The 23,779-nt window shown below is 43.9% G+C and carries 12 protein-coding genes; 9 read left to right on the top strand and 3 right to left on the bottom strand.

Translation table 11 applies throughout. The features are described 5' to 3' along the window. The first annotated feature begins 242 nt into the window (after window positions 1–242). The 6 genes from AC59JO_RS02430 (at window position 243) to AC59JO_RS02405 (ending at window position 12,637) form a co-directional block, all read left to right on the top strand. A complete protein-coding gene (locus AC59JO_RS02430) occupies window positions 243–3,425 on the top strand; it encodes a SusC/RagA family TonB-linked outer membrane protein (RefSeq protein ID WP_497303144.1) in 3,183 nt (1,060 codons plus the stop codon). A gap of 12 nt (window positions 3,426–3,437) precedes the next feature. Continuing rightward, entirely contained in the window at window positions 3,438–5,138 is a 1,701-nt protein-coding gene (locus tag AC59JO_RS02425; protein ID WP_497303142.1) for a RagB/SusD family nutrient uptake outer membrane protein, read from the top strand. 72 nt (window positions 5,139–5,210) lie between these two features. Next, entirely contained in the window at window positions 5,211–6,713 is a 1,503-nt protein-coding gene (locus AC59JO_RS02420; RefSeq protein ID WP_497303140.1) for an RICIN domain-containing protein, read from the top strand. Between the two features lie 54 nt (window positions 6,714–6,767). Next, window positions 6,768–8,303 (top strand): glycoside hydrolase, encoded by a 1,536-nt coding sequence (locus AC59JO_RS02415; RefSeq protein WP_497303138.1) that lies wholly within the window; start codon window positions 6,768–6,770, stop codon window positions 8,301–8,303. Between the two features lie 19 nt (window positions 8,304–8,322). Next, window positions 8,323–10,752 (top strand): glycoside hydrolase family 2 TIM barrel-domain containing protein, encoded by a 2,430-nt coding sequence (locus tag AC59JO_RS02410; protein WP_497303136.1) that lies wholly within the window; start codon window positions 8,323–8,325, stop codon window positions 10,750–10,752. A 46-nt stretch (window positions 10,753–10,798) separates the two neighbouring features. Next, window positions 10,799–12,637 carry a glycoside hydrolase family 35 protein gene (locus AC59JO_RS02405; RefSeq protein WP_497303134.1) on the top strand — a complete coding sequence of 613 codons (1,839 nt, stop codon included), beginning with the start codon at window positions 10,799–10,801 and terminating at the stop codon, window positions 12,635–12,637. A 146-nt stretch (window positions 12,638–12,783) separates the two neighbouring features. Here the strand turns inward: AC59JO_RS02405 and AC59JO_RS02400 are convergent, their stop codons facing one another. From AC59JO_RS02400 to AC59JO_RS02390, 3 genes are all read right to left on the bottom strand, one after another. Next, entirely contained in the window at window positions 12,784–12,963 is a 180-nt protein-coding gene (locus AC59JO_RS02400) for a BF3379 family histone-like protein (protein WP_413669031.1), read from the bottom strand. 162 nt (window positions 12,964–13,125) lie between these two features. Continuing rightward, window positions 13,126–15,528: a glycoside hydrolase family 127 protein gene (locus AC59JO_RS02395; RefSeq protein ID WP_497303131.1), complete on the bottom strand. Its 2,403-nt coding sequence runs from the start codon at window positions 15,526–15,528 to the stop codon at window positions 13,126–13,128. 26 nt (window positions 15,529–15,554) lie between these two features. Continuing rightward, window positions 15,555–17,924, bottom strand: coding sequence for a beta-L-arabinofuranosidase domain-containing protein (locus AC59JO_RS02390; protein WP_497303129.1), 2,370 nt, complete (start codon window positions 17,922–17,924; stop codon window positions 15,555–15,557). A gap of 347 nt (window positions 17,925–18,271) precedes the next feature. Here AC59JO_RS02390 and AC59JO_RS02385 point away from each other — a divergent pair, with 347 nt between their 5' ends. The 3 genes from AC59JO_RS02385 (at window position 18,272) to AC59JO_RS02375 (ending at window position 23,779) form a co-directional block, all read left to right on the top strand. Then, a complete protein-coding gene (locus AC59JO_RS02385; RefSeq protein ID WP_413669028.1) occupies window positions 18,272–21,298 on the top strand; it encodes a SusC/RagA family TonB-linked outer membrane protein in 3,027 nt (1,008 codons plus the stop codon). 28 nt (window positions 21,299–21,326) lie between these two features. Beyond that, window positions 21,327–22,718: a SusD/RagB family nutrient-binding outer membrane lipoprotein gene (locus AC59JO_RS02380; protein ID WP_497303127.1), complete on the top strand. Its 1,392-nt coding sequence runs from the start codon at window positions 21,327–21,329 to the stop codon at window positions 22,716–22,718. Window positions 22,719–22,840: 122 nt separating this feature from the next. Continuing rightward, complete coding sequence (locus AC59JO_RS02375) at window positions 22,841–23,779, top strand: dihydrodipicolinate synthase family protein (RefSeq protein ID WP_413669026.1); 939 nt, start codon at window positions 22,841–22,843, stop codon at window positions 23,777–23,779.

The following is a 23,779-nucleotide window of genomic DNA, read 5'->3' as shown; positions in this document are numbered from 1 at the left end:
TTTAAGCGCTTTTTTATGATTTACCCCCTGTCTTAATCAGAATTTACCCCTCACTCATTTTTGCTTTAAAACGCAATTTAGCCCTACCAATAACCAAGGTTTAAACCAAACTTTTGTACTGTGCATGAAAGTTACCTGGAAAAAGGAGGCGGTAATTAATCAAAAGCCAATCTGTTTTCGGGTTTTATGCACCTCGCTTTGCAAGGTTTTTACCGATTAAAAAACCAATTTTTTAAAACCATATGAAACCAAATTTACTCGAAAAGGATTCTCCCCATCGGAAAAGATCACCCCGCTTTTTCGTAGTTGCGGCCAGCATGGCCGTTGCTTGTTTCGCTACAGTCCAAATGCCTGTAATGGCTTTTGCGGGTACTGTTAATGAGCAACGCCTGCCCGACGCCAGGATTAGCGGTAAAGTAACCGACGAAAAAGGTGAAACGTTACCAGGTGTAAGCGTGTCTTTAAAAGGAACATCAACAGGCGTTGTTACCGATATTAACGGTAAGTTTAGCCTTAACGTTCCAAATGCGTCTTCAGGTACGCTTGTATTTAGCTACATCGGCTACACCTCACAAGAAGTGGCTCTTAACGGACAAACCACCATCAACGTACAATTAACTGCCGATTCAAAATCATTGAACGAGGTAGTAGTTGTAGGTTACGGTACGCAGAAAAAGGCAACCTTAACAGGCTCCATTTCGCAGGTAAAGGGCGCCGAGCTGGTAAAAAGCCCTCAGCCCAACTTATCTAACTCAATCGCCGGTCGTTTTTCGGGCGTTATTGTTAACAACCGCAGTGGCGAGCCTGGTTATGACGGCTCAAACATTACCGTACGTGGTTTGGCTACCACCGGCAGCAACAACGTGCTTATCGTAGTTGATGGTATCCCAGGCCAGATAGGTGGTTTGGAAAGGCTCGACCCTAACGATATCGAAAGCATGTCGGTATTAAAGGATGCATCGGCAGCTATTTACGGTAACCGTGCAGCAAACGGTGTTATCCTGATCACCACCAAACGTGGTAAAACAGGTAAGCCAACTATTAACTACAGCTTTAACCAGGGCTTTGCTTCACCAACCCGCCTGCCAAAAATGGCCGATGCAGCAACTTATGCCCAAATCATGAACGAGATCAACCTGGATTCAAATCCTAACGGTGGCCCGAACCAGGCATACACTGCTGATCAGATCCAGAAATTCAAAGATGGATCGGACCCGTTAAACTACCCAAATACTGATTGGGAAAAACAAACCCTTAAAGGTACTGCCCTGCAAAATCAGCATAGTCTATCAGTTAGCGGTGGTTCTGAAGATGTAAAATACTTTGTTTCGTTGGGTACTCTTTACCAGGATGGTATTTACAAAAGTGGTGTTACTAAATATCATCAGTATAACTTCCGTTCAAACATTGATGCAAATGTTACCAAGCGCTTAAAAGTAGGTTTATCATTGTCTGGCCGTCAGGAAGACAGGCAGTTCCCGGTAACAGGTGCCGGTGATCTTTTCCGTTCTGTGTACAGGGCTAAACCTATTGTTGCAGCATATTACCCTAACGGATTACCAACAACAGGTATCGAAAACAATAACCCTGCTGTACAGGTAACCGATATTGGCGGTACCAACAATAACCCAACACAGGTTTTCAACGGTATTTTAAGAGGTAGTTACTCTATTCCGGGTATCGAAGGCCTTTCATTAGATGGTTTCTTTTCAGTAGATAAGTCTAATGCCTTTGATAAAAACTTCAGCAAACCATATAACCTTTACAGTTACAACTCAACTACAAAAGTATATACTCCGGTAGTTGTTGGTGGTAATAACAGCAAGCCGACATTGTTCGAATCGCAAAACAATCAATCGCTTATCACCTCTAACATTAAGTTGAATTATGTGAGGAAGTTTGGTTTGCACGATATCAATGCCTTTGTAGGTTATGAGCAAAGCAAAAACCACCTTGAGTATTTTGATGCTACGCGTTACAATTATCTTTCATCACAATTGCCTGAGTTATCACAGGGTGGTAGTGCTGCTACCGATTACCTTAACTCGGGTTACAGCTCAAACTATAACCGTCGTAGTGTGATTAGCCGTTTAGCTTATGCTTATGACGAAAAGTATTTATTTGAAGGCCAGTTACGTGCAGACGGTAGCTCGATATTCCCATCAGGAAAACAATGGGGCTACTTCCCGTCAGCTTCAGTGGGCTGGAGAATCTCTAAGGAAGACTTTTTCAAAAGCAGCGTTACCTTTATCGACGATTTGAAACTGAGGGCCTCTTACGGTTCGCTGGGTAATGATAACGTGAACGGTTTCCAGTACTTTGATAACTACGTGCTGGTTAACAATGGCTTTGTAGCCAGTGCACCGGGCAGCGGCTCAAATACAATTCAGCCAAACGTAAACCTGGTAAAACTTGCCAATCCTAACATTACATGGGAAGTTGCAAAAAAACTGGATATCGGTATCAACGCCACATTTTTACATAATTTTACAATTGAGGCTATCTACTTCCAGCAAAAAAGATCTGATATCCTTGCTGCCAGAAACGCGTCATTGCCAGGTACATCAGGTATCGTAAACCCTTACGGTTCGGATCCGCTGGTGCCGTCTGAAAACATCGGTAAAGTAAACAGTAATGGTTTTGAAGCCACATTGGGTTATAACCATACCGGCCATGAATTTACCTGGGGTGTAAGCGGCAATATCACTTATGCTAAAAGTAAGATCATTTTTATTGACGAAGCCAGCGGTACTTTAAGTTATCAGCGCCAAACCGGTCGCCCGTTGGGTACTTCACTACTTTATGATGCCATCGGTATCTTCCGTACCCAGGCCGAGCTTGATGCTTATCCTCACGTAACCGGAGCTAAAGTAGGTGACCTGAAATACCTTGACTATAACAACGATGGTAAGATCACTGCAGATGACCAAACCCGTACCAAATACGGTAACATCCCGCAAATTACTTATGGCTTTACCCTAAACGCTGCATATAAAGGGTTTGATCTATCTGTTCTGCTTGCAGGCCAGGCACAGGTTAGCCAATATGTTTTGCCTGAGGCAGGTAGCGTAGGTAACTTTTACAGCAGCTGGGCCGATAACAGGTTTAGCGCTACAAACACCAACGGAACCTATCCGCGTGTAACCGACCGTGCATCAAACGCCATCAGCGGTGGTTTATATAACAATACCTTCTGGCTTAATGATGCCTCGTTCCTGAGGTTAAAGAATGTGCAGTTAGGCTACAATTTCAACGCACCGTTCCTGTCAAAACTTAAAATTGGCGGTTTAAGGGTTTATGCAAGTGCGTTCAACCTGTTCACCATTACCAAAGTGAAGGATTACGATCCGGAAGGAACCAGTGGCAGCGGACAATTCTATCCGCAGCAGAGAATTTTGAACTTAGGTGTTAACGTGAAATTTTAATCAGAGACGACAATGAAACTACAATATAAAACCCCGCTATATTTAATGATATGCGGTATGATGGGCTTTACGGCTTGTAAAAAGAGCCTTTTAGATGTGCAACCAACAGATAGGATTGCTACATCGGCCATTGAATCAGATACAGCCGTGTTTGAGGCCTATGTAACTAACCGTTACATCGGTGCTAAACTTCAGGACAAGGAAGGCGACGGATCAAACCCAGGTTTTGGCCGTGGCTTTGAATACAGCATGTGGAGCTCTTTAACCGACGAATCGATCTATAATAATGATGATGCTACCTGGCTTATTCAAAGAGGTCAGCTTGCTCCCGAAAACTTAGGTGGTGCAGGTGTACTTTGGGCCCGCAGCTACCGCAGTATCAGGGAATGTAACTATGCTTTGAGCATATTGCCAAAAATAACAATGAGCGCCGGACATAAAACACTTATTGAAGGTGAGTTGAAATTTATCAGAGCTTTCCGTTACCAGGATTTGATCCGTAACTATGGCGGCGTTGTTTTAGTAGGCGATAAGGTTACCCAGCTTACCGATAATTTGCAGGACCCATCACTGTTCAAGCGCGCATCTATAAAAGAAAGCATCGATTATGCAACTGCTCAGCTTGATGACGCCGCTGCAAAACTGCCGCTGAATAATGATGGTAGCTGGCTTTTAGGGCGCGCTACTAAAGGCGCAGCGTTAGCTTTAAAATCAAGGCTAAAATTATATGCTGCAAGCCCGTTATATGCTGCAGGTACCTGGGCCGATGCTGTTACTGCCGCCCAGGCCGTTATCAGTCTTAACAAATATGGTATCTACACAGGCGGTTACAATAACCTGTTTTTAATTAATGAAACCAACGAAACCATTTTTGAGCGTTTATACACCAAAAATGCTAACCACACCCACCTTGAAATAGCTAACGGGCCTAACGGTTACGGTGGATGGGCCGGTAACACTCCGCTGCAAAATTTGGTTGATGATTATGAAATGGATAACGGTAAAGCTATTACCGATCCAACGTCTGGTTATGATCCGACACATCCGTATGATCACCGCGATCCAAGGTTTGCTGCCACTGTGTTATACAATGGCTCTCTTTACCGTGGTCAAACAGTTGATTCTTATATTCCGGGTGGTAAGGATAGCAAGGATGGACCTGATAACTGGAATACTACCAAAACAGGTTACTATCTGAAAAAATACATGAACGACGCGTATCCGTTGCAAAACCCATGGGGCAACGCGGGCTTCCAGCCCTGGATCTATTTCCGCTACGCCGAGATCCTGTTAAATTTTGCTGAGGCGGCTAACGAAGCTTACGGGCCGGATGTGATCCCTTCAGGTTCAACCTTATCTGCTCGTACTGCTATTAATTTGGTAAGGGCCCGTCCAAGTGTTAATATGCCGGCTCTGGCTGTTGGTATGTCGCAATCGCAGATGCGTGATGCCGTACGTTACGAACGCCGTGTAGAACTTGCATTTGAAGAGCACCGTTTTTACGATGTGCGCCGCTGGAAAATTGCCGACGTTACTGAAAACAAACCGGCAGGTGGCGTGATCATCACTAAAAATGCAGATGGCAGCTTTGCTTATACACCAAAAGTGGCCTTGGATGGCCGCAGCTTTGCTACTAAGCACTACTGGTTACCAATACCAAGGGCCGAAATTCAGGCATCTGGTGGCCAGTTACAACAGAACCCTGGTTACTAATAACCAAATATTCCGGGGGAAGAGTTTCTTTCTTCCCCCTTTTTTTCTCCCAATTATAACCTATAGCAAATTATGAAGAACTTAAGTATTGCATTAATAGCGATGTGTTGTTTGGTGGCCGGGTGTAAAAAGGATATCGTATCAGTAAAAAAAACATCAGCTCCGGATGAAGTAAAAACAGGAGATAAAACAGTAACTACAGATTCAACACCGGCAAGTGCGCTGAAAGGCGTTAACTGGGCTGCCGATGGTGATAATTTCAGTGACGGGATACTGGTATTAAGCGGCTTAACATCTGCCGATAGTTATGCCACGGTATCTGCCAAAGCCGATGCCGTATTAACCGGCATCCAAACCAATACAGGTGCCAATACGGTGAGATTACCTATAAACTACTCAACCGTATCACAAACCTGGTGGAACTCATATACAGGTGTTATTGATAAAGCCCTGAGCAAAGGGATGAACGTGATATTAGGTTACTGGGAAGCCAAATCATCTGAAGACGGGAAGATAGATAACACTACCGAGTTTTGGTCGATGTGGCAAACTATTGTTACCAAATACGGCAGTAATGCACATGTGTACTTTGAAATATTTAACGAGCCACACGGCTATTCATTAACCGACTGGACAACCATTTGTGCCCAGTGGTTAAGTAATTATCCTTCTGTTCCGCAAGGGAGGATCCTGATCAGTGGTACATCTTATTCGCAGGATATTACCGGAGTTGGTGCCGACAGCCGTTTTTCGGGCTGTTTATTGTCGATACATGATTACACCTTTTTCAGCAACGGCACATTGACAACAGCGCTGCAATGGGAAAATCGCTTAAAAGGCAATATCGGCGCTTATAGCAGCCGTGCGGTGCTTACCGAGTTTGGTATCCCGATGACCGGCGGGAAAAACTATACCGGTGCCATAGGCGGCGATCAGGAGATAGCCTACCTGCAGGGTTTAACCAATCAGGCGCGTGCCTTTGGTATGGGTGCGGTTTACTGGCCGGGCGTACGTACAGGCGATAGCTATGCTATTCAACAACTAAGCGGTACAGGTACAAGTCTTACAGTATCAACCACAAATGCATCGGGCTTAAGCCGCATTAAGTATGCATGGGGCGTAGGTGCCGGTGGTACCGATACATTTTATACAGGCGCATATTACAGGTTTTTAAATGTTAACAGCGGCCAGGCGCTTGATGTTAACGGTGGCTCAACAACCAATGGTGCGGGCATCATACAATGGCCTCAAAATGGAGGGAATAACCAGCAATGGGTTATTGCTGCCAATGGCGGTGGTTACTACAAGATAACTAACCGTAACAGTACGCAGGCCCTTGATGTTAACATGAGCTCAACAGCCAACGGCGCGGGCATTATACAATGGCCGTGGAACGGAGGCAACAACCAGCAATGGCAGCTTACCGCTACCAGCGATGGTATTTATAAAGTAATTAACCGTAACAGCAGCCTTGCGCTTGATGTTAACGGAGCTTCAACCACAAATGGTGCAGGCATCATTCAGTGGCCTTATAGCGGCGCTACTAACCAGCAATGGCAAATAGTGCAACAATAATATTGCAATAAAACAGCACTATTTAGTGCTGTTTTATTTGTTGATTTAAATACGATGATAATAAAAACTACCATAAAAAAAGTACTGCTGGCAGCTTCGGTTTTAGGGCTTAATATCCCTTTGGCAAGCGGCCAGACCAAAGAGGTTACCATTGATATAAACCTTTCAAAAACGTATCAAACCATCAGCAATTTTGGTGCATCGGATGCGTGGTCATGCCAGTTTGTGGGTAACTGGCCGGATGATAAACGTAATAAAATTGCCGACCTGCTTTTTAGCCGGGATAATAACGCCGATGGCTCGCCAAAGGGGATAGGTTTATCGTTGTGGAGGTTTAATATTGGTGCAGGCAGTACACAGCAAGGGAACGAGAGTGGGATTAAAGACGAATGGCGTCGTGCCGAATCATTTTTAAATAGTGATGGCAGCTATAATTGGCAAAACCAGGCAGGGCAGGTTTGGTTTTTGAAGGCCGCCAAACAACGCGGGGTTAAACAGTTTTTAGGTTTTAATAATAGTCCGCCGGTGCAGTTTACCGTTAATGGTAAAGCTTATGCCAATGGCGGTAAGGTAAATATCGCTCCTGATAAATATGATGCCTATGCAACCTTCTTAGCTAAAGTGGTGAAAGGCGTTGAGCAGGTAAGCAAAGTTAAATTTGATTATATAAGCCCCATAAATGAACCGCAATGGGATTGGAGTGATGGCGGACAGGAGGGAGCGCCATATAATAACACCGAGATAGCGGGTGTGATAAAAGCTATCAATAAAGAATTTACAAATAATAAGATTAGCTCAAAGATTTTGGTTGGTGAAGCTGGAAGCATCAACTATTTATTTACTAAAGGCGATAAAGCGGGTAAGGGTAATCAGATCGCTGATTTTTTTAAACCGGGGTCTGTTAATTATATAGGCGATTTGCCATCGGTAGCTAAAACCATTTCGGCACACAGCTATTTTACTACTTCGCCAATGGCGTCATCAGTAAAAGCCCGTACTGTACTCGCAGATAGTGTGGCAACTGTTAACGGACTTAATTTCTGGCAATCTGAATACTGCATTTTGGGCGATAATGCAGGTGAGATGGACGGCAACAAGCGTGATTTGGGTATCGACGCAGGGCTGTATTTGGCATCAGTGATCCATACCGATCTTACAGTAGCCAATGCATCGGCCTGGCAATGGTGGACGTCCATTTCTGCCTATGATTATAAAGATGGCCTCATCTATATCGATAAAAATAAAACCGATGGTAATTTTTATACCAGCAAAATGCTTTGGGCTATGGGTAACTACAGCAGGTTTGTTACTCCGGGTGCTGTAAGGGTTGATGCCACGGTTGCATCATCTGCCGGAGACAAATCGTTATTGGTTTCGGCCTTTAAAAATGGGAAAAACGTAATTGTAGTTGTGATCAATCCCGGTACTACTGATGTAGCAACAGTGCTTAACGCTAATAGTGCTAAAGTTCAGTTTACAACCTCATATCTGACATCACAGACAAATGAGCTTAAACCGGGTAAAATAACCGGTGATAAAAATGTTATCCCGGCTCGCTCCATCGTCACCTTAACGGGTGTCATTAAGTAGCATTTTATTTCTATCATAAATGAAAAATAACCACTATCTGTTTCTTTTAATCGGCATGTTATTACTGCCCGGCCTGGTAAGAGCGCAGGGTAACGGCAAACCGGTTTTGTTTAATTCGGCCTGGGGTTTCCACAAAGGAGATATTAGCAAGGGAATCAGCGGGATTGCTGCTGAAAAGCAATGGAAAACTGTCGATCTTCCGCATGACTGGAGCATTGAAGGGCCTTTTAGTAATGAGTGGGCAAGCGCTACCGGTTATTTACCCGGTGGAATAGGCTGGTATAAAAAGACATTCAATGGTAATGCCGCCTGGAAAGGGAAGCAGGTATATATTTATTTTGATGGGGTATACAAAAACAGTGAGGTATGGATCAACGGGCATTCGTTAGGCAAGCGCCCGAATGGTTTTATCCCGTTCCAATATGAGCTGAGCAAGTATTTAAACTTAAATGGTAAAAACACTATCGCTGTAAAGGTAGATCACAGCGAATTTGCCGATTCACGCTGGTACACCGGTTCGGGCATCTACCGTAATGTGTACGTGGTTGTTAAAGACCTCGTACATATTGCACCGTGGGATGTAGCATTTACTACGCCTGATGTTTCGGCCGGCAAAGCTACTGTAAAAGTTAAGGTGAGTGTAACTAACAATAACGCTGCGGATGCTAATGTATTGGTTAAGGCAAACCTGCTTGATGCACAAGGTAAGTTAGCTATCGCTCTGCAAAAACAAGTAAAAGTAAAACCAGGTGTTCATGAGGTTGAGTTTGAACAACGGCTTTCATCGCCTCAGTTATGGGATACCGAAAAAGCAAACCTTTATAAACTTCAGGTATCGCTTAACCGCAATGGTAAAGCATTTGACGAGGTAACGCAATCTGTAGGGATCCGCAGTATCCGTTTTGATAAGGATAAAGGCTTCTTTTTAAATGAAAAAAGCACCAAGCTTAAAGGCGTTTGTATCCATGACGATGCCGGGGCGCTGGGCGTAGCCGTGCCTGAGGAAGTTTGGGTACGCAGGTTAAAAATATTGAAAGATGCAGGCGTAAACTCGCTTAGGTTAAGCCATAACCCGCATGCCGATTATTTGTACGACTTATGCGACAAAATGGGCTTCCTGGTAATGGACGAAGCTTTTGATGAGTGGGAGGTAGGCAAAAACAAATGGGTAGCCGGCTGGAATGTAGGTACTCCCTCAAAAAATGGCTACCACGAATATTTTAAGGAATGGGCAGATCGGGATATCGCAGATATGGTATTACGCTCACGAAATCATCCTTCAATCATTATGTGGAGTATCGGTAATGAGATAGATTATCCTAATGACCCTTACACGCATGAGGTGTTAAACACCGGCCGCAACCCGCAGATCTATGGTAAAGGTTATCTGCCCGATCATCCACCGGCAAGCGAATTAACACCAATTGCCAAACAACTGGTTAAAGCTGTAAAAGCTGTTGACACTACCCGTCCGGTAACAGCCGCGTTGGCGGGTGTAGTAATGTCAAATGAGGTTGGTTACCCCGAAGCGCTTGACGTTGTTGGTTATAATTACCAGGAATATCGCTACCCTGAAGATCACAAAAAATATCCTAATCGTATTATTTACGGCAGCGAGAACGGCATGGCACAACAAGCCTGGAATGCTGTTGACAGTAACGAATACATCCCGGCCCAATACTTATGGACGGGTATCGATTACCTGGGCGAGGCCGGCAAATGGCCGCAACGCAGCAACGGTGCCGGTTTGGTTGATTTGGCCGGGTTTAAAAAGCCGGAGTACTTCTACAGGCAAAGCTTATGGTCGGATAAACCAATGGTTTATGTTGGCGCACGTGCTATAACCAGCACTGAAGACAGGGGCATCTGGAGCCATCGCACTGCCGAACCGGTTTGGAACTGGCAGCCGGGCAGCAAAATAAAAGTTGATTGCTTTACCAATTGCCAGGAAGCCGAATTATTGCTGAATGGCAAATCGCTCGGTAAACAATCACGCAACACCGCAAGGGGACAAGTTCCGTCATGGCAGGTTGATTATGAGGCAGGTGAACTTGTTGTTAAAGGTTATAACAACGGCATTGAAGTTTGTTCCAACAGTATCAAAACGGCAGGAGATGCCTGGCAGCTTAAAACCTTAGCTGACAATACCTCATTTAAAGGCAATGTAAAAGGGTTAAGCCAGATTGAGGTTTACATTACCGATAAGGATGGCAATCCTGTGTTTAATGCAACCGACGCGGTAACTGTATCCGTAACTGGTCCGGCTAAATTATTGGGCCTGGAAAGTGGTAGCACCAGCAGTCATGAAGACTATCAGGCTAATCAACATAAGACGTTACACGGCCGCTTATTAGCTTATGTGCAAACTACCGGTAAGCCGGGTAAGGTGCAGGTGCAATTTAGTGCCGGCAGTCTTAAATCATCAACCGTAATATTAACTGTAAAATAGTCACCCCGAAATATTTACAAAATAAATCCTGCATTTTTTCAATTTTATGAAGCTTATAAAACTATTGTTCCTTTTTGTTATCCTGTTTGCATCTGCAAAGCTGCAAGCACAAAGTACCAGTCATACTTTTGCCCTTGGTGATACTGCCTTTCTGCTCGATGGCAAGCCCCTGCAGATCATCTCCGGCGAAATGCACTATACCCGTGTCCCGCGCGAAGCCTGGCGCCAGCGCATGAAAATGGCTAAAGCAATGGGTTTAAACACCATTGGTACCTACGTTTTCTGGAACGTGCATGAGCCCCAAAGAGGGCACTATGATTTTACTGGTAATCATGACATAGCCGAATTTGTGAAGATTGCTAAAGAGGAAGGTCTTTGGGTAATATTACGCCCCAGCCCTTATGTATGTGCCGAGTGGGAGTTTGGCGGCTACCCTTACTGGCTCCAAAATGAGCGGGGCTTAGTTGTGCGCAGCAAGGAGCCTAAATACCTGGAGGCGTATAAAAAATACCTTACCGAAGTAGGTAAACAACTATCTCCACTATTGGTGAACCATGGCGGTAACATTTTGATGGTACAGATTGAGAACGAATATGGCTCATATGGTAATGATAAAGATTACCTGGCCCTTAACCGCAAAATGTTTATTGATGCCGGTTTTGATTGCCAGCTTTATACCTGCGATCCGGAACCTGCCATTAAAGATGGTCATTTACCAGGTTTGCTGCCCGCTATAAACGGTGTTGACGATGTAGCCAAGGTTAAAAGGCTTATTGGTGAAAACCATGACGGCAAAGGCCCTTACTTTATTGCCGAATGGTACCCGGCCTGGTTTGATTGGTGGGGAACTGCACATCATACCATCCCTGCAGATAAATACGTTCCGAAACTTGATTCGGTGCTGGCAGCGGGTATTTCTATCAACATGTATATGTTTCATGGCGGTACAACCCGCGGTTTCATGAACGGCTCAAACTATAACGATCAAAATCCTTACGAACCACAGATCAGCAGTTATGATTACGACGCACCGCTTGATGAGGCCGGTAATGCTACAGATAAATTCATGAAGTTTAGGGCGGTGATCAGCAAGCACCTGCCGGCGGGTGTAACCCTGCCCGAGGTTCCGGCTGCTAAGCCTGCCATGAGCCTTCCTGCAATCAAGTTCACCAAATCAACCAGTTTGTTTGATGTGTTGCCGGCCGCGATGATCAACAGTACACCGCTTGCCTTTGAAGATATGAACCAGGCTTATGGTTTTGCCTTGTACCGTACAACTATTAACGGTGGCAAATCGGGCCTGCTTAAATTGAAAGACCTGCGCGATTACGGTATCGTTTATGTAAACGGCAAACGTGTGGGCATTGTAGACAGGCGCAAATACCAGGATAGTCTGATGATCACTTTACCTAAAGGAAAAGTAACACTGGATATTGTGGTTGAAAACCTTGGCCGTATCAATTTTGGCCCTTACCTGCTTAAAAACAAAAAAGGGATTACAGAGAGCGTGCTGTTTGCCGGCACCGAGATTAAAAACTGGAAAATGTATTCGCTCCCTTTTGATGATATCAACAAGGTAAAAGCGAATCCGGCGGCTAAAAAGGTTGTAGCCAATAATGTGCCTCAACTGAAAAAAGCAATCTTTAAGCTTGATAAGTTAGCTGATACCTATTTGGATATGAGCAAATGGGGTAAAGGCATCGTTTGGATCAACGGGCATAACTTAGGCCGGTACTGGTATTATGGTCCGCAGCAAACCCTGTATGTGCCGGCTGAATGGCTAAAGACAGGTAATAATGAAATTACTGTACTTGAATTGCTGAAGACATCAGAAAATACGTTAAATGCAATTGATCATCCTATTCTGGATGTTTTAGGGAAGTAAGCTTCTTTGCATTTGTATGAGTCGACCCGAAATAGGTTGACAGATTTAACGATTTCCCGGTTACAAAAGTAGCCGGGATTTTTGTTATAAATAAAAAAAGCGGGTGCCCGGAAAACCGGCCCCGCTTTATTAAAAGATTTTAACTGTTACTTAGCAGCGTTTTTCTTTTCAGTAACTTCTTTACGGATATCCGTAGCAATTACTTTTAATTGTTGCATAGCATTACGCAACCTTGTGCCGGCTGCTTTGTTGCCTTTTTCATAAAAGCTTGCCGCATCAGCTTCTGCTGCTGCGATTACTTCTTTAACTTTTTCGAAATTGATCATCTTTTTATTTTTTAAGGCCTCAAATGTAGGGATTATAAGTTTACACGCAAATGATAATACTTCCTCTTCTGTAAATTGACTATTTAGCCTTTAGTCGGAAGTTCTAAGTATTGATTGAAAAAATGAACGCTGACTTCCTGCTTAAGACTTAATACTTCCAACTTATTTAACCGCCCATTCATGAATTCCGGTTGAATTGTCGACAGGCAACTGAATTTCCATGCGTAAAGCTGTTGTAGCAACAGGTTCAAATGTAACCACGTTAAAACTATCTTTACTTACGGTATACGGTGTGGTGTTTTTTACCGGAACCCATTGACCGTCTTTTTTATAAAGGATTTTGTATGATACCGGGATCCGGCAGCCACCCCAGGGGCCATCATCATACCAATAAACTTTTGACTCACTTACAGTGTGTTCGGCATCAAAATCATACTGCACAAATTCGTTGGTGTTTTTAGCCGGCCACCAGTGCAGGTATGGGTAATTGGTATCTTTTGAGTCGGCAGGCTCATACTGATCTTTTATGGCAGCAAACATTCTTACATTTTTTAATGAAGCACTTACTTTGCTGGTGCTGGCGATGGTTGGCGCCGGTTTAGGGCGTACTGCCGAAGCTTCGTATGGGATCCAAACCGTCATTTCGCTTGGCCCGCGGTTGGCCCAGGCATAGTAGGGGATAGCCTTTACCATTTGATCGGTTTGTAAAATACTGTCGGTTTTAAGCTGACGTTTGGCGCTTTTTCCTTCAGTACTGATCACATCAACGCCATTAAGCAGGTCGGCATGGTAATTGGCATCAGCAATAGCGTTTTTATTGATTAGGATGTTTTGAACCAGGCTGTCCTTGTTATCCGGACCTTCCAGGCAATAAACAATAGGGCCGCGCTCAAAGGCAAACCTGCCGCGGTCGTCTTTAACCTGTGGGTTGGCCAATACCTTTTCAGTTTCCATTGGTAATAAAAGTGACACTTTATCGCCTTTTTTCCAGGTGCGTTTTAATACCGCATAACCTTTTTCAGTTTCAAATGATTTTGCCTGCCCGTTAATCATCAATGTAAGCGGAAAGGACTTTTTATCCATAAAGGTATATAGGTCGCCCGGCACAGGTTGTTGTTTTGCCCAACCCGGGATGCGCACCCTTAACGTAAATTCGCCGGTTTTATCAGGATTAACGGTGATATCAACCCTGCCTTTCCAGGGATAATCTGTTTGCTGTACAATGTTTACATTACCCTCGGTAAGTTTGATATTACTCGAGTTACTCATGAACAGGTTAATATACAGGTCGTTTTTGTTTTTGGCATAAACATAGCCCGGTAATGAAGGCAGAAAGCGGGTCATGTTGCTGATACAACAGGCGCAGCTGATCCAGGCGCTGCGCTGATGCTGGAACATAGAAGCCAGCGGGTTGGGGTAAAAGAACCTGTTACCGCTCAGCGATACCCCTGATAACAGACCGTTATACAGCGTACGTTCCAGTACGTCGATATATTTTGAATCGCCATGCAGCAAAAACATCCTGTTGTTCCAGTAAACGTTACCAATGGCCGCACAGGTTTCGGCATAGGCCGACATGTTAGGCAGTTGGTAAGCATCGCCAAAAGCTTCGCCGGCACCTGTTGCGCCGATACCGCCGGTTATGTACAGTTTTTTAGTTACCACATCGCTCCAGATATCATCAATAGCTGCCAGGTATTGGGTATTACCTGTCAGCGCGGCAATATCGGCCATACCGGTGTACATATAAGCAGCCCTTACCGCATGGCCTTCGGCTTCGTGCTGATCAACTACTTTTTTATCCGCCTGGTTGTAGGCATCGCCTTTTGGGCCGCGAACATCTAAAAAGAATTTAGCCAGGTCAAGATATTGCTTGTTGCCGGTAACACGGTACATTTTTGAAAGGCCGATCTCCACTATCTGATGGCCAGGATATTCCTCGATTTTCCCTGGCCCGAAGGTTTTAACCAATAAGTCGGCATTTTTTATGGCGATGTTTAGCAGCGTGCGCTTGCCTGTAGCCTGGTAATGTGCAACGGCAGCCTCATAAAGGTGGCCGGCGTTGTACAACTCATGGCTTAATATTTCCTCATTCACCCAGCGTTTATCGCCAATCCATTCATGTGGTTTTTTAGCATTAACCGTTCTGAAGGTATACAGGTAGCCATCCGGCTCCTGAGCGGCGCCAATAATAGAGATAAGGCTGTCTATTGATTTATCAAGCTCAGGATTTTTCTTATTCTGCATGGAATAAGAGGCGCCCTCAATGGCCTTGTAAACATCGGTATCATCAAACGGAAACTCACTTAACTTGTCACCATCCAGTTTTTTTGCTGCACGTAAAAAGTTGTCTATACGGCCATTGGCTTTGCATTGTGCCAATACATACGGGATGGTTACGGTAGCGTTTACTTCCATTTTTGGCTGCCAGAAGTTGTCATTTACATGCACGCTGGTGAAGGCGACCGGCTGGATAGGATAATCTTTTTGCTGTGCCAACAACGGGCCTGTAAGCGCCGCTAATGACAGGGCAAGCGCGCCGGCAACTTTTTGTTTATTGATCATGATATTCAAGTTCGTTTAATTTCAAATTAGTTTTTTACCATGCGGGTACCATAAATCGGCCCTGCACTGTTCTCTTTTTGCGGCAACAGCTTTACAGTAACCTTTTGCTTGCCTTTTGTTAGTTCGATAGGCAGGGTGTAGCTGATATCGTAAAAACGGCTTTCCTTGTATTGGTTAAGGTCTTCGGTAGCCAGTTTTACACCATCAATCAGGACATCAAATTTTCTGCCGCGATTATCCATGCCCCAGTAGCTATTGATGAGGGTATTTTGCGCATTGGCGTCAACCTTCATTTCATATTGTAGAAAGCCCCCGTTCTCTGTCGACCGCCATTTCTTTTGGTGATCTTCGCCGGTGGTGGCGTTTTCACTTGTGAAGTTGTGATCGCGCTCGGGTTGCATTTCGCCTACACGTAAAATGTCCATGGTGCGGGCTTCCAGTTCCTGTTGTTTTTTCCTTTGCTCGTCATAGGCTTTTTGCTGTACAACCCAAGCTTGAGGTGTAAATACGTCCCAGTAAACCGAATAGTATTGATTTTGAGTTTGATTGAACGGGATCAGCGTAACTTCCTCCGGTTTTGAAACATTCACTGTACGGAAGCTTAGCTGTTTTTTATCAACCATTTGCAGCCATTGGTTAGGATCTGTTTCGCTGGTTACAAAAACCGGTACACCTTTCAGCGGATCGGGCTCTGTATTGCCCAAATCACCGGCAAGTAATACTGGACCGTAAAATACCGCACGCCTGTTGGCATTATCCGGCATGGCTTCGGTATAAAGCTTTTCAGGGGTAGTGAACTCAATTTTATCGTTATTGCTCCATTTACGGTTTAAAACAATATAACCCTGGTCATCAGTAGTAGCGGTTTGCGCTTTACCGTTAATGCTGATGGTTGCATTGCTGGTCCACCTTGGTTTACGGATGTGGATAGCCATCATAAGCGGCTTCTTAGTGTTTACCGTAAACGAGATATGATCATCATTAGGGAAACTGCTTTGCTGTTTTACAGACAGGCCTTTTGCCGACCAGTTAAGCACCGATGGGATAAACAGGTTTACGTATAAACTGCCATCGGCGCCTTTAAAATAAATGCTTTCGTTGTATTTAACATGGTTTTCCATGCCCGAACCAACGCAGCAGGTAAAATCATCAAACGGGGTACTGTAATGCTTGGTGCCGCCCATACGCAATGGTACAAAGTAGCACATCATCCCGTCAGTGTGATTTTGCGAGGCCAGGATGTGGTTATACAAGGCCGTCTCATAATAATCCATCAGCATTGCCGAAGGTGCTACTGTAAACAAATGCCGGGTTAGTTTCAACATGTTGTATGTGTTGCAGGTTTCGGTTGTGTTTTCAGTAAGTTTATCGTTCAGCTTGTCAGCATCGCTCAGGTATTCATAATTGCTGTTGCCTCCTGTAGCGTATGAGTGATGGTTAACAATGGTTTCCCAAAAGAAATCGGCTATGGCTTTGTCTTTTTTATCGCCGGTAAGCTCATACCTGCGTGCGCTGGCTATTATCTTAGGGATCTGGGTGTTTGAATGCTTGCCCGGCAGTATATCCTGTTTTTGAGATAAAGGATCGAGGATCTTTTTATCGTAGAATTTATATGATAGCTCCAGGTATTTTTTATCAGCAGTAATTGAATATAAGTTAGCAAGCGTTTCGGCCATGCCGCCATATTCGCATAGCAGCATTTTTTGAAGCTTTTCGTCATCAAGGTTTTTGATGGTTTCGCCAGTCCAATCGGCCATTCCTTTGCATACTTTCAAGGCTTCAGCATTGTTGCAATATAAATAAGCATCAAGCAAGCCTGCCATGATCTTATGCACGGTATACCATGGCGACCAGCCACCATTTAAATCGAAGCCGCGTGAACGGATCTCGCCTTTGGCAACCTCGGCCCAAATGGTGTCTTCTTTAGGAATAGCGCCCACATACCCGGTTTTACGGGCTACCTGGCATTCATCAAGCTCTTTAACTATATAATTTACGCGCTTTAAAAATTCAGGATCGCGGGTTGATGCGTAGTGCATGGAAATAGCCGACAGGTAATGCCCCAGCGTGTGGCCGGCCAAACCTGATGATTCCCAGCCTTCGTACATTTTGCCTTTAGGTGTAAGGCCCGAGTGCGAGCGGAAGGCCGAAAGCAACCTGTTGGGTTCTATAGATAATAAATAGGTAACATCGGCATCCATTGCTTTTTTAAAAGGGCTCTCCAGTAATTGAACATCCTTTAAATTAAATGAATAAGCTTTAACCGGTACCACCGGCTTTATCTTTACCCGGGTATCGTTCAACTCGGGTACGTAGGATTGTGCCTGGATAGTTTGTGCCCCTGCTAAGCAGGCTGCGAGGCATAAGTTCAATTTAAACCACTTTTTTATTAACATGATATGTTTGTGTAACGGTAATAATAACTTTTAACTAAATTAGTGTGCTTTGCACAATTATTTTGAATGATATTTTGCAGTTGATAGCAGGATTTTATCTGGTTTTTTAATACACAGATTATTTATAGTAAGTTTCTTAGTAAGGCCCGGTATTAATTATCAATATATTAACGTTTTAATGGGTTTTTATATAAATATAATATCAAATTAATGCTATTGTAACAGTAATGTTAAGATACGGGCAGTATTGGCAAATTTCATAAAAAAACAGGGGGCGGCTCGCCGATAGTTTTACGTGTCTGGAATACAGCATGTAATATATAGTTTTTAACCCCAAAATTTAATTTATGAAGTTTAAACAATTACTAAAGAGGTTCATTTTGCCTTTACTGAGTGTGTTTGTGTTTTGTTACAGCACATACGCGCAAACAGTAACATTAAAAGGAAAGGTAACCGACGAGAAAGGCGGGCCTATAATTGGCGCTTCCGTTAAAATAAAAGGTACAAGCGCGGGTTCTGTTACCAATGGCAGCGGTATGTTTAGCCTTAACTATACCGGGCAGGGTACACTTATTGTAACCGCTATTGGTTTTACCACGCAGGAAGTTAAATTAACCGGTCAGGCACAAATTAACGTGGCTCTTGCCGAGGATAACAAAGTGCTGAACGAGGTTGTAGTAACCGCATTGGGCATAAAACGCGACAAAAGGATCTTAACCTATAGTTCTCAGGAGGTAAAAGCCGAATCGATTGCGCAGTCAAAAGAACCCAACCTGGTAAATGCTCTCGCCGGCAAGGTAGCAGGTGTGCAGGTTACAAGCTCATCGGGTACGCCGGGGAGTTCGGCAAGGATAGTAATCAGGGGGGCAACTTCATTTTATGGCGAAAACGGGCCTCTGATGGTTATTGATGGCGTTCCTGTTGATAACGCTGAAACCGGGAACCTTAACTCAGGGCCCGGTACGAACAGGTTAGCCGACATTGATCCATCTATTATTGCCAGTATGAACGTTTTGAAAGGAGCGGCAGCAACAGCTTTATATGGTTCAAAGGGTGCCAATGGTGTAGTTATTATAACCACAAAAAATGGCGCTTTAAATCAAAAGCCGCTGATAACTTTTTCTTCTGATTTTTCTTTTGAAAACCCGTTGTTACCGCAAATCCAAAACAAGTACTCGCAAGGTACAAATGGTATTTATTATGATGGTGTAACTAAAAAAACAAGTACATCATGGGGAGCCGAAATGGACACCCTGAAGATAAACGGCCAACCTGCAAAAGTTTATAACCAGTCTGATCTGTTTTTTAAAACCGGGCATACTTACAATAACACTGTAAACATTGGCGGCGGTAGTAACAGTTCTACTTACTTGGTTTCATATTCTAATTTCAACCAGCAGGGAACCGTACCAACAACTAAATTTTTACGTAATACATTTTTTGCCAAGTATAGCGCTCAGATACTCAAAAACCTGAATACAACGTTTCAACTGAATTATTCCAACTCGCAAAATGACAGGCTGCCTGAAGGCTATGCCCTGGAAAGCCCGGTTTGGACAATTTTTACGGCACCGGTATCATACAATCTGCAGCCCTATTTAAATGCAGATGGTACGCAGCGTTTATATCGTTTCTCGCGCAATAACCCGTATTGGGTGTTGGATAACATCAAAAACCATTCGGGCGTTAACAGGTTTTTACCAACTTTTACTGCCGATTATAAACCCCTGCCATGGTTAACCATTACCGAAAGGTTTGGTGCCGATGTTTATGCGGAAATGGACAGGTACCATGAATCAACCCAGTCGGTGTCGAACCCTAATGGTAGGCTGGTTGACCAAAACCTCACTTATCGCCAGTACAATAATGATTTATTGATCAGCGCTAATAAGCAGTTTGGCGATTTTAATGTAGATGTTGTGTTGGGTAATAACCTCATCTCAACCTATGGCGAATATACATATGCCAATGGCGTTGGGTTAACTGTACCTGGCTTATATAACATGTCATCCGCTTCAACCGTGAGCTATGACGAAGGATCGAAACTGAAAAGAAAAGTTGGCTTTTACTTCCAATCCAACGTTGAATATAAGCGTTTTCTGTTATTATCATTAACCGGAAGATATGATGGCAACTCAGTGCTTTCAACAGCGCACAATTTTTACCCTTATGGTTCTGCTGCAGGCAGCTTTATATTCTCGGAATTTTTTAGCCCCGAATTTTCAAAGGTCATGAACCTGGGTAAGATAAGGGTTTCATACGGTACGGTAGGTAATGACGGGGGGATTGATGCGTATAGCTTGCTAACCCCATATAATAAAGCTACCATTCGGAACCTTGCTTTCCCATATAACCAGCAGGCCGGTTTTTTAATCAGCGATGTGCTTGGGAATCCTAATCTTAAAAATGAGCGTATTAACGAGTTTGAAGCCGGTTTTGAAGCTGGTTTCTTTAATAACAGGATTAGTCTTGAGGCTTCATTCTACAGTAAAAAAACAAATGGTGGTATCATACCCAGCGTAGCACTCCCCCCGTCAACAGGTTATTCTGCAACAAGCGTAAACTCGGCGGTGATGCGTAACAGGGGTATTGAAGTATTGTTAAATGTAAACCCAATAAAAAGCCGCGATTTTAACTGGGACCTTACTTTGAATTTTACACGTAACAGAAATAAGGTGCTGTCTATTTTTGGCGATCAAGAGATTATACCTAATGGTTTTACCAACATTGTTAAAGGGCAGCCATATGGGGTGATATACGGAACCCGTTACGCCCGTAACGCGGCCGGTAAATTATTGATTGATGATTCTGGTTTACCATATGCCGATGATACCCAGGGTATAGTTGGCAATATTAATCCCAACTGGCTTGGCGGTATCAGCAACAACTTCAGATATAAACAATTCAACTTCAGTTTCTTCTTTGATATCAAACGCGGCGGCGACATCCAGAACAATGTTGACGGCTACGGCTATTTCTACGGCACGCCAAAAGTTACCGAAAACCGTGGTTTAAGAGTAGTCGATGGTGTAAATGCCACTACAGGTCAGCCAAATACCATAGCCGTCAATGGCCAGGCTTATTATCAGCGCGCAAACGGCGTGTTGGAATCTGTTATCCAGGATGGCAGCTATGTTAAACTGCGTAATGTTAGTTTGGGCTATACGTTAAAACCATCATGGTTAAGCAAAAGTCCTTTCAAATCGGCAACATTTAGTGTAACCGGCCGCAACCTCTGGATCCATGCACCGCACTTTACCGGCGGCGACCCGGAGGTTAGCTCGTTTGGCTCATCAAACGGTTCGCAGGGTATTTATTCATTCTCAACCCCAACTTCAAAATCAGTTGATTTTAGCCTGAGAGTTACCCTATAATTTTAAATCACTAATAAGAGAAATTGTCATGAAAAATAAATATATCACGTTAATAACATGCGCGTTGGTAAGCTTTACGGGCTGTAAAAAATACATTGATGTAAACCACGATCCCAACAGGCCGACAGATGTTAAAGAATCACTGATCCTGGCCCCTGTAGAAGCTGCCATATCACAAAATATCACCGCTGGCGGTAACCTTCCGATAGTATTACAACAATACCTGCAGGTAATTGCTTTAAACCAGGTACCACCGAATTTTGGTACTTACCTCATGTACCATCAGGATATGGATACCGACTGGTATAACTTTTATACGCAGGTAATGAACAACCTTGTTCTGCTAAATAAAAAAGCAGAGGCAGATGGAAACGCAAATTACGCAGCCATATCGAAGATTTTACTGGCTTATACACTTGGCGCAGCTACTGATGTTTGGGGCGATGTTCCGTTTTCAAAAGGTTTTCAGGGTATAGCCAACGTTACACCAACTTACGACAGCCAGGAATCTGTGTATGCGCAAATCCAAACCCTGCTTGAAAATGCCATTGCCGACATTGCCAAAAACAGCACCACGGTACCATCTGGCGATGATTTTTACTACGCCGGCGATATGAGTAAATGGAAAAAGGCAGCATATACATTGAAAGCGCGCTATTACATGCACCTCACCAAAGCCCCGGGACATACTGCCGCGGCCCAGGCACAACTTGCCCTTACCGCTCTTGAAAACGGCATGGCAAGTAATGATGATGATATGAAGATGCCTTTTGCTGGCGGTGCCGGTGCCGAAAACCCATGGCAGCAAAACTTTCTGCCGGGTTCAACGCTGGTATTAGCTTCAACGTTTGTTGATGGTTTTGCAGCCAGGAAAGATCCACGCGTATCCAAAATGGTGGCGCCTGCAATTGAAACCGGCCTATATACCGGAAGGATAATCGGCTCGGACGATATTGGTAGTTTGGAATCGTACTCATTAGGGGGCTCTTTCTATGCAAGTACAAGCTCAAATAACTATATTGTTACTTATTCGGAAGCGCTATTTTTAAAGGCCGAAGCTACATTTGTAATATCGGGGGCAACGGCGGCGCAGCCGGTTTATTTGCTGGCCGTTAAATCGCACATGTCAAAATTGGGTATTGCTGATGCAGACGTGGCTACGTACCTGGCTTCAAGAGGAACATTGACCAGTGCTAATGCTATGCAACTCATTATTGAAGAAAAAGTTGTGGCCAACTTCCTGTCGATGGAGAACTACACTGATTGGAGGCGTACAGGTTATCCGGCTTTAACCAAAGTAAAAAATGCCTTGTCGGATATTCCGCGCAGGGTACTGTACCCACAGTCAGAAATGACCTCAAACCCTCAGCCGCAGCAAAACGCCAAGCTTACCGACAGGGTTTGGTGGGATGCTCAATAGGCATTATTTAGCAGGCAATAGGCATGTATTTGACGTTATTGGTTAAAATATGGTTAGTGTCTGCTAAATTGTTAAATAAACGATAATAAGTACTATTTTAACTTTGTGAAAAATAATATACAATGATAACTTTTGATTGGAAAGGCGTACTCCCTGCAGTAACTACTAAATTTACAGATAATGACGAACTTGATTTTGACGCTTTTGATATAAACCTGAACGCCCAGCTCGAAGCTGGTGTTGACGGTTTTATATTAGGAGGCTCATTAGGCGAAGCAAGCGTTTTAAGCGACGACGAAAAATTTGCTTTGCTTGCCCACACTGTTGAGTTTGTTAATGGAAAAGTTCCTGTTATACTGAACATTGCTGAGCAAACTACCAAGGCAGCTGTTGCTTATGCTCAAAAAGCATTTGATAAAGGTGCTGATGGTTTGATGTTGTTACCACCTATGCGTTACAACAGCGAAGCCCGTGAAACAGTTGCTTACCTTACAACTATTGCAAAAAGTACCGAACTGCCAATCATGATCTACAACAACCCTGTTGATTATAAGGTTGAAGTTACCTTAGATATGTTCGCTGAACTTGCTGCTTATGATAATATCCAGGCGGTAAAAGAATCAACCCGCGATATATCAAACGTTACACGTATGATCAACCGCTTTGGCGAAAGGTTCAAGATTTTTACCGGTGTTGATCCGCTGGCTATGGAAAGCCTTGTGATGGGTGCTGACGGCTGGGTTGCCGGTTTGGTTGATGCCTTCCCTAAAGAAACCGTTGCCATTTACCGTTTGATAAAAGCTAAAAGGTATGATGAGGCCCTGGCTATTTACCGTTGGTTTTTACCGGTGCTTGAGCTGGATATCCATCCTAAACTGGTACAATACATTAAACTGGCCGAGGTTGCAACCGGTATTGGTACCGAAAATGTACGTGCGCCGCGCTTGCCGTTAATTGGTGCAGAGCGCGAAAAAGTTCAAAAAATCATCAACGACGCACTTGCTGCAAGGCCCGAATTGCCTGTTGGAAGCTGGGGTAAATTGACAGAGGTAGCGTTATAA

This window comes from Mucilaginibacter sp. A5337 (assembly GCF_059690695.1).
The sequence above is the reverse complement of the archived record's forward strand: the minus strand, read 5'-3'. Positions and strand labels throughout refer to the sequence as shown.

What these genes read in the sequence shown, in the direction of transcription:
- AC59JO_RS02380 (WP_497303127.1), top strand. Translation starts at nt 21,327, where the DNA reads ATGAAAAATAAATATATCACGTTAATAACATGCGCGTTGGTAAGCTTT.
- AC59JO_RS02420 (WP_497303140.1), top strand. Translation starts at nt 5,211, where the DNA reads ATGAAGAACTTAAGTATTGCATTAATAGCGATGTGTTGTTTGGTGGCC.
- AC59JO_RS02375 (WP_413669026.1), top strand. Translation starts at nt 22,841, where the DNA reads ATGATAACTTTTGATTGGAAAGGCGTACTCCCTGCAGTAACTACTAAA.
- AC59JO_RS02405 (WP_497303134.1), top strand. Translation starts at nt 10,799, where the DNA reads ATGAAGCTTATAAAACTATTGTTCCTTTTTGTTATCCTGTTTGCATCT.
- AC59JO_RS02410 (WP_497303136.1), top strand. Translation starts at nt 8,323, where the DNA reads ATGAAAAATAACCACTATCTGTTTCTTTTAATCGGCATGTTATTACTG.
- AC59JO_RS02390 (WP_497303129.1), bottom strand. Translation starts at nt 17,924, where the DNA reads ATGTTAATAAAAAAGTGGTTTAAATTGAACTTATGCCTCGCAGCCTGC.
- AC59JO_RS02430 (WP_497303144.1), top strand. Translation starts at nt 243, where the DNA reads ATGAAACCAAATTTACTCGAAAAGGATTCTCCCCATCGGAAAAGATCA.
- AC59JO_RS02425 (WP_497303142.1), top strand. Translation starts at nt 3,438, where the DNA reads ATGAAACTACAATATAAAACCCCGCTATATTTAATGATATGCGGTATG.
- AC59JO_RS02395 (WP_497303131.1), bottom strand. Translation starts at nt 15,528, where the DNA reads ATGATCAATAAACAAAAAGTTGCCGGCGCGCTTGCCCTGTCATTAGCG.
- AC59JO_RS02400 (WP_413669031.1), bottom strand. Translation starts at nt 12,963, where the DNA reads ATGATCAATTTCGAAAAAGTTAAAGAAGTAATCGCAGCAGCAGAAGCT.
- AC59JO_RS02415 (WP_497303138.1), top strand. Translation starts at nt 6,768, where the DNA reads ATGATAATAAAAACTACCATAAAAAAAGTACTGCTGGCAGCTTCGGTT.
- AC59JO_RS02385 (WP_413669028.1), top strand. Translation starts at nt 18,272, where the DNA reads ATGAAGTTTAAACAATTACTAAAGAGGTTCATTTTGCCTTTACTGAGT.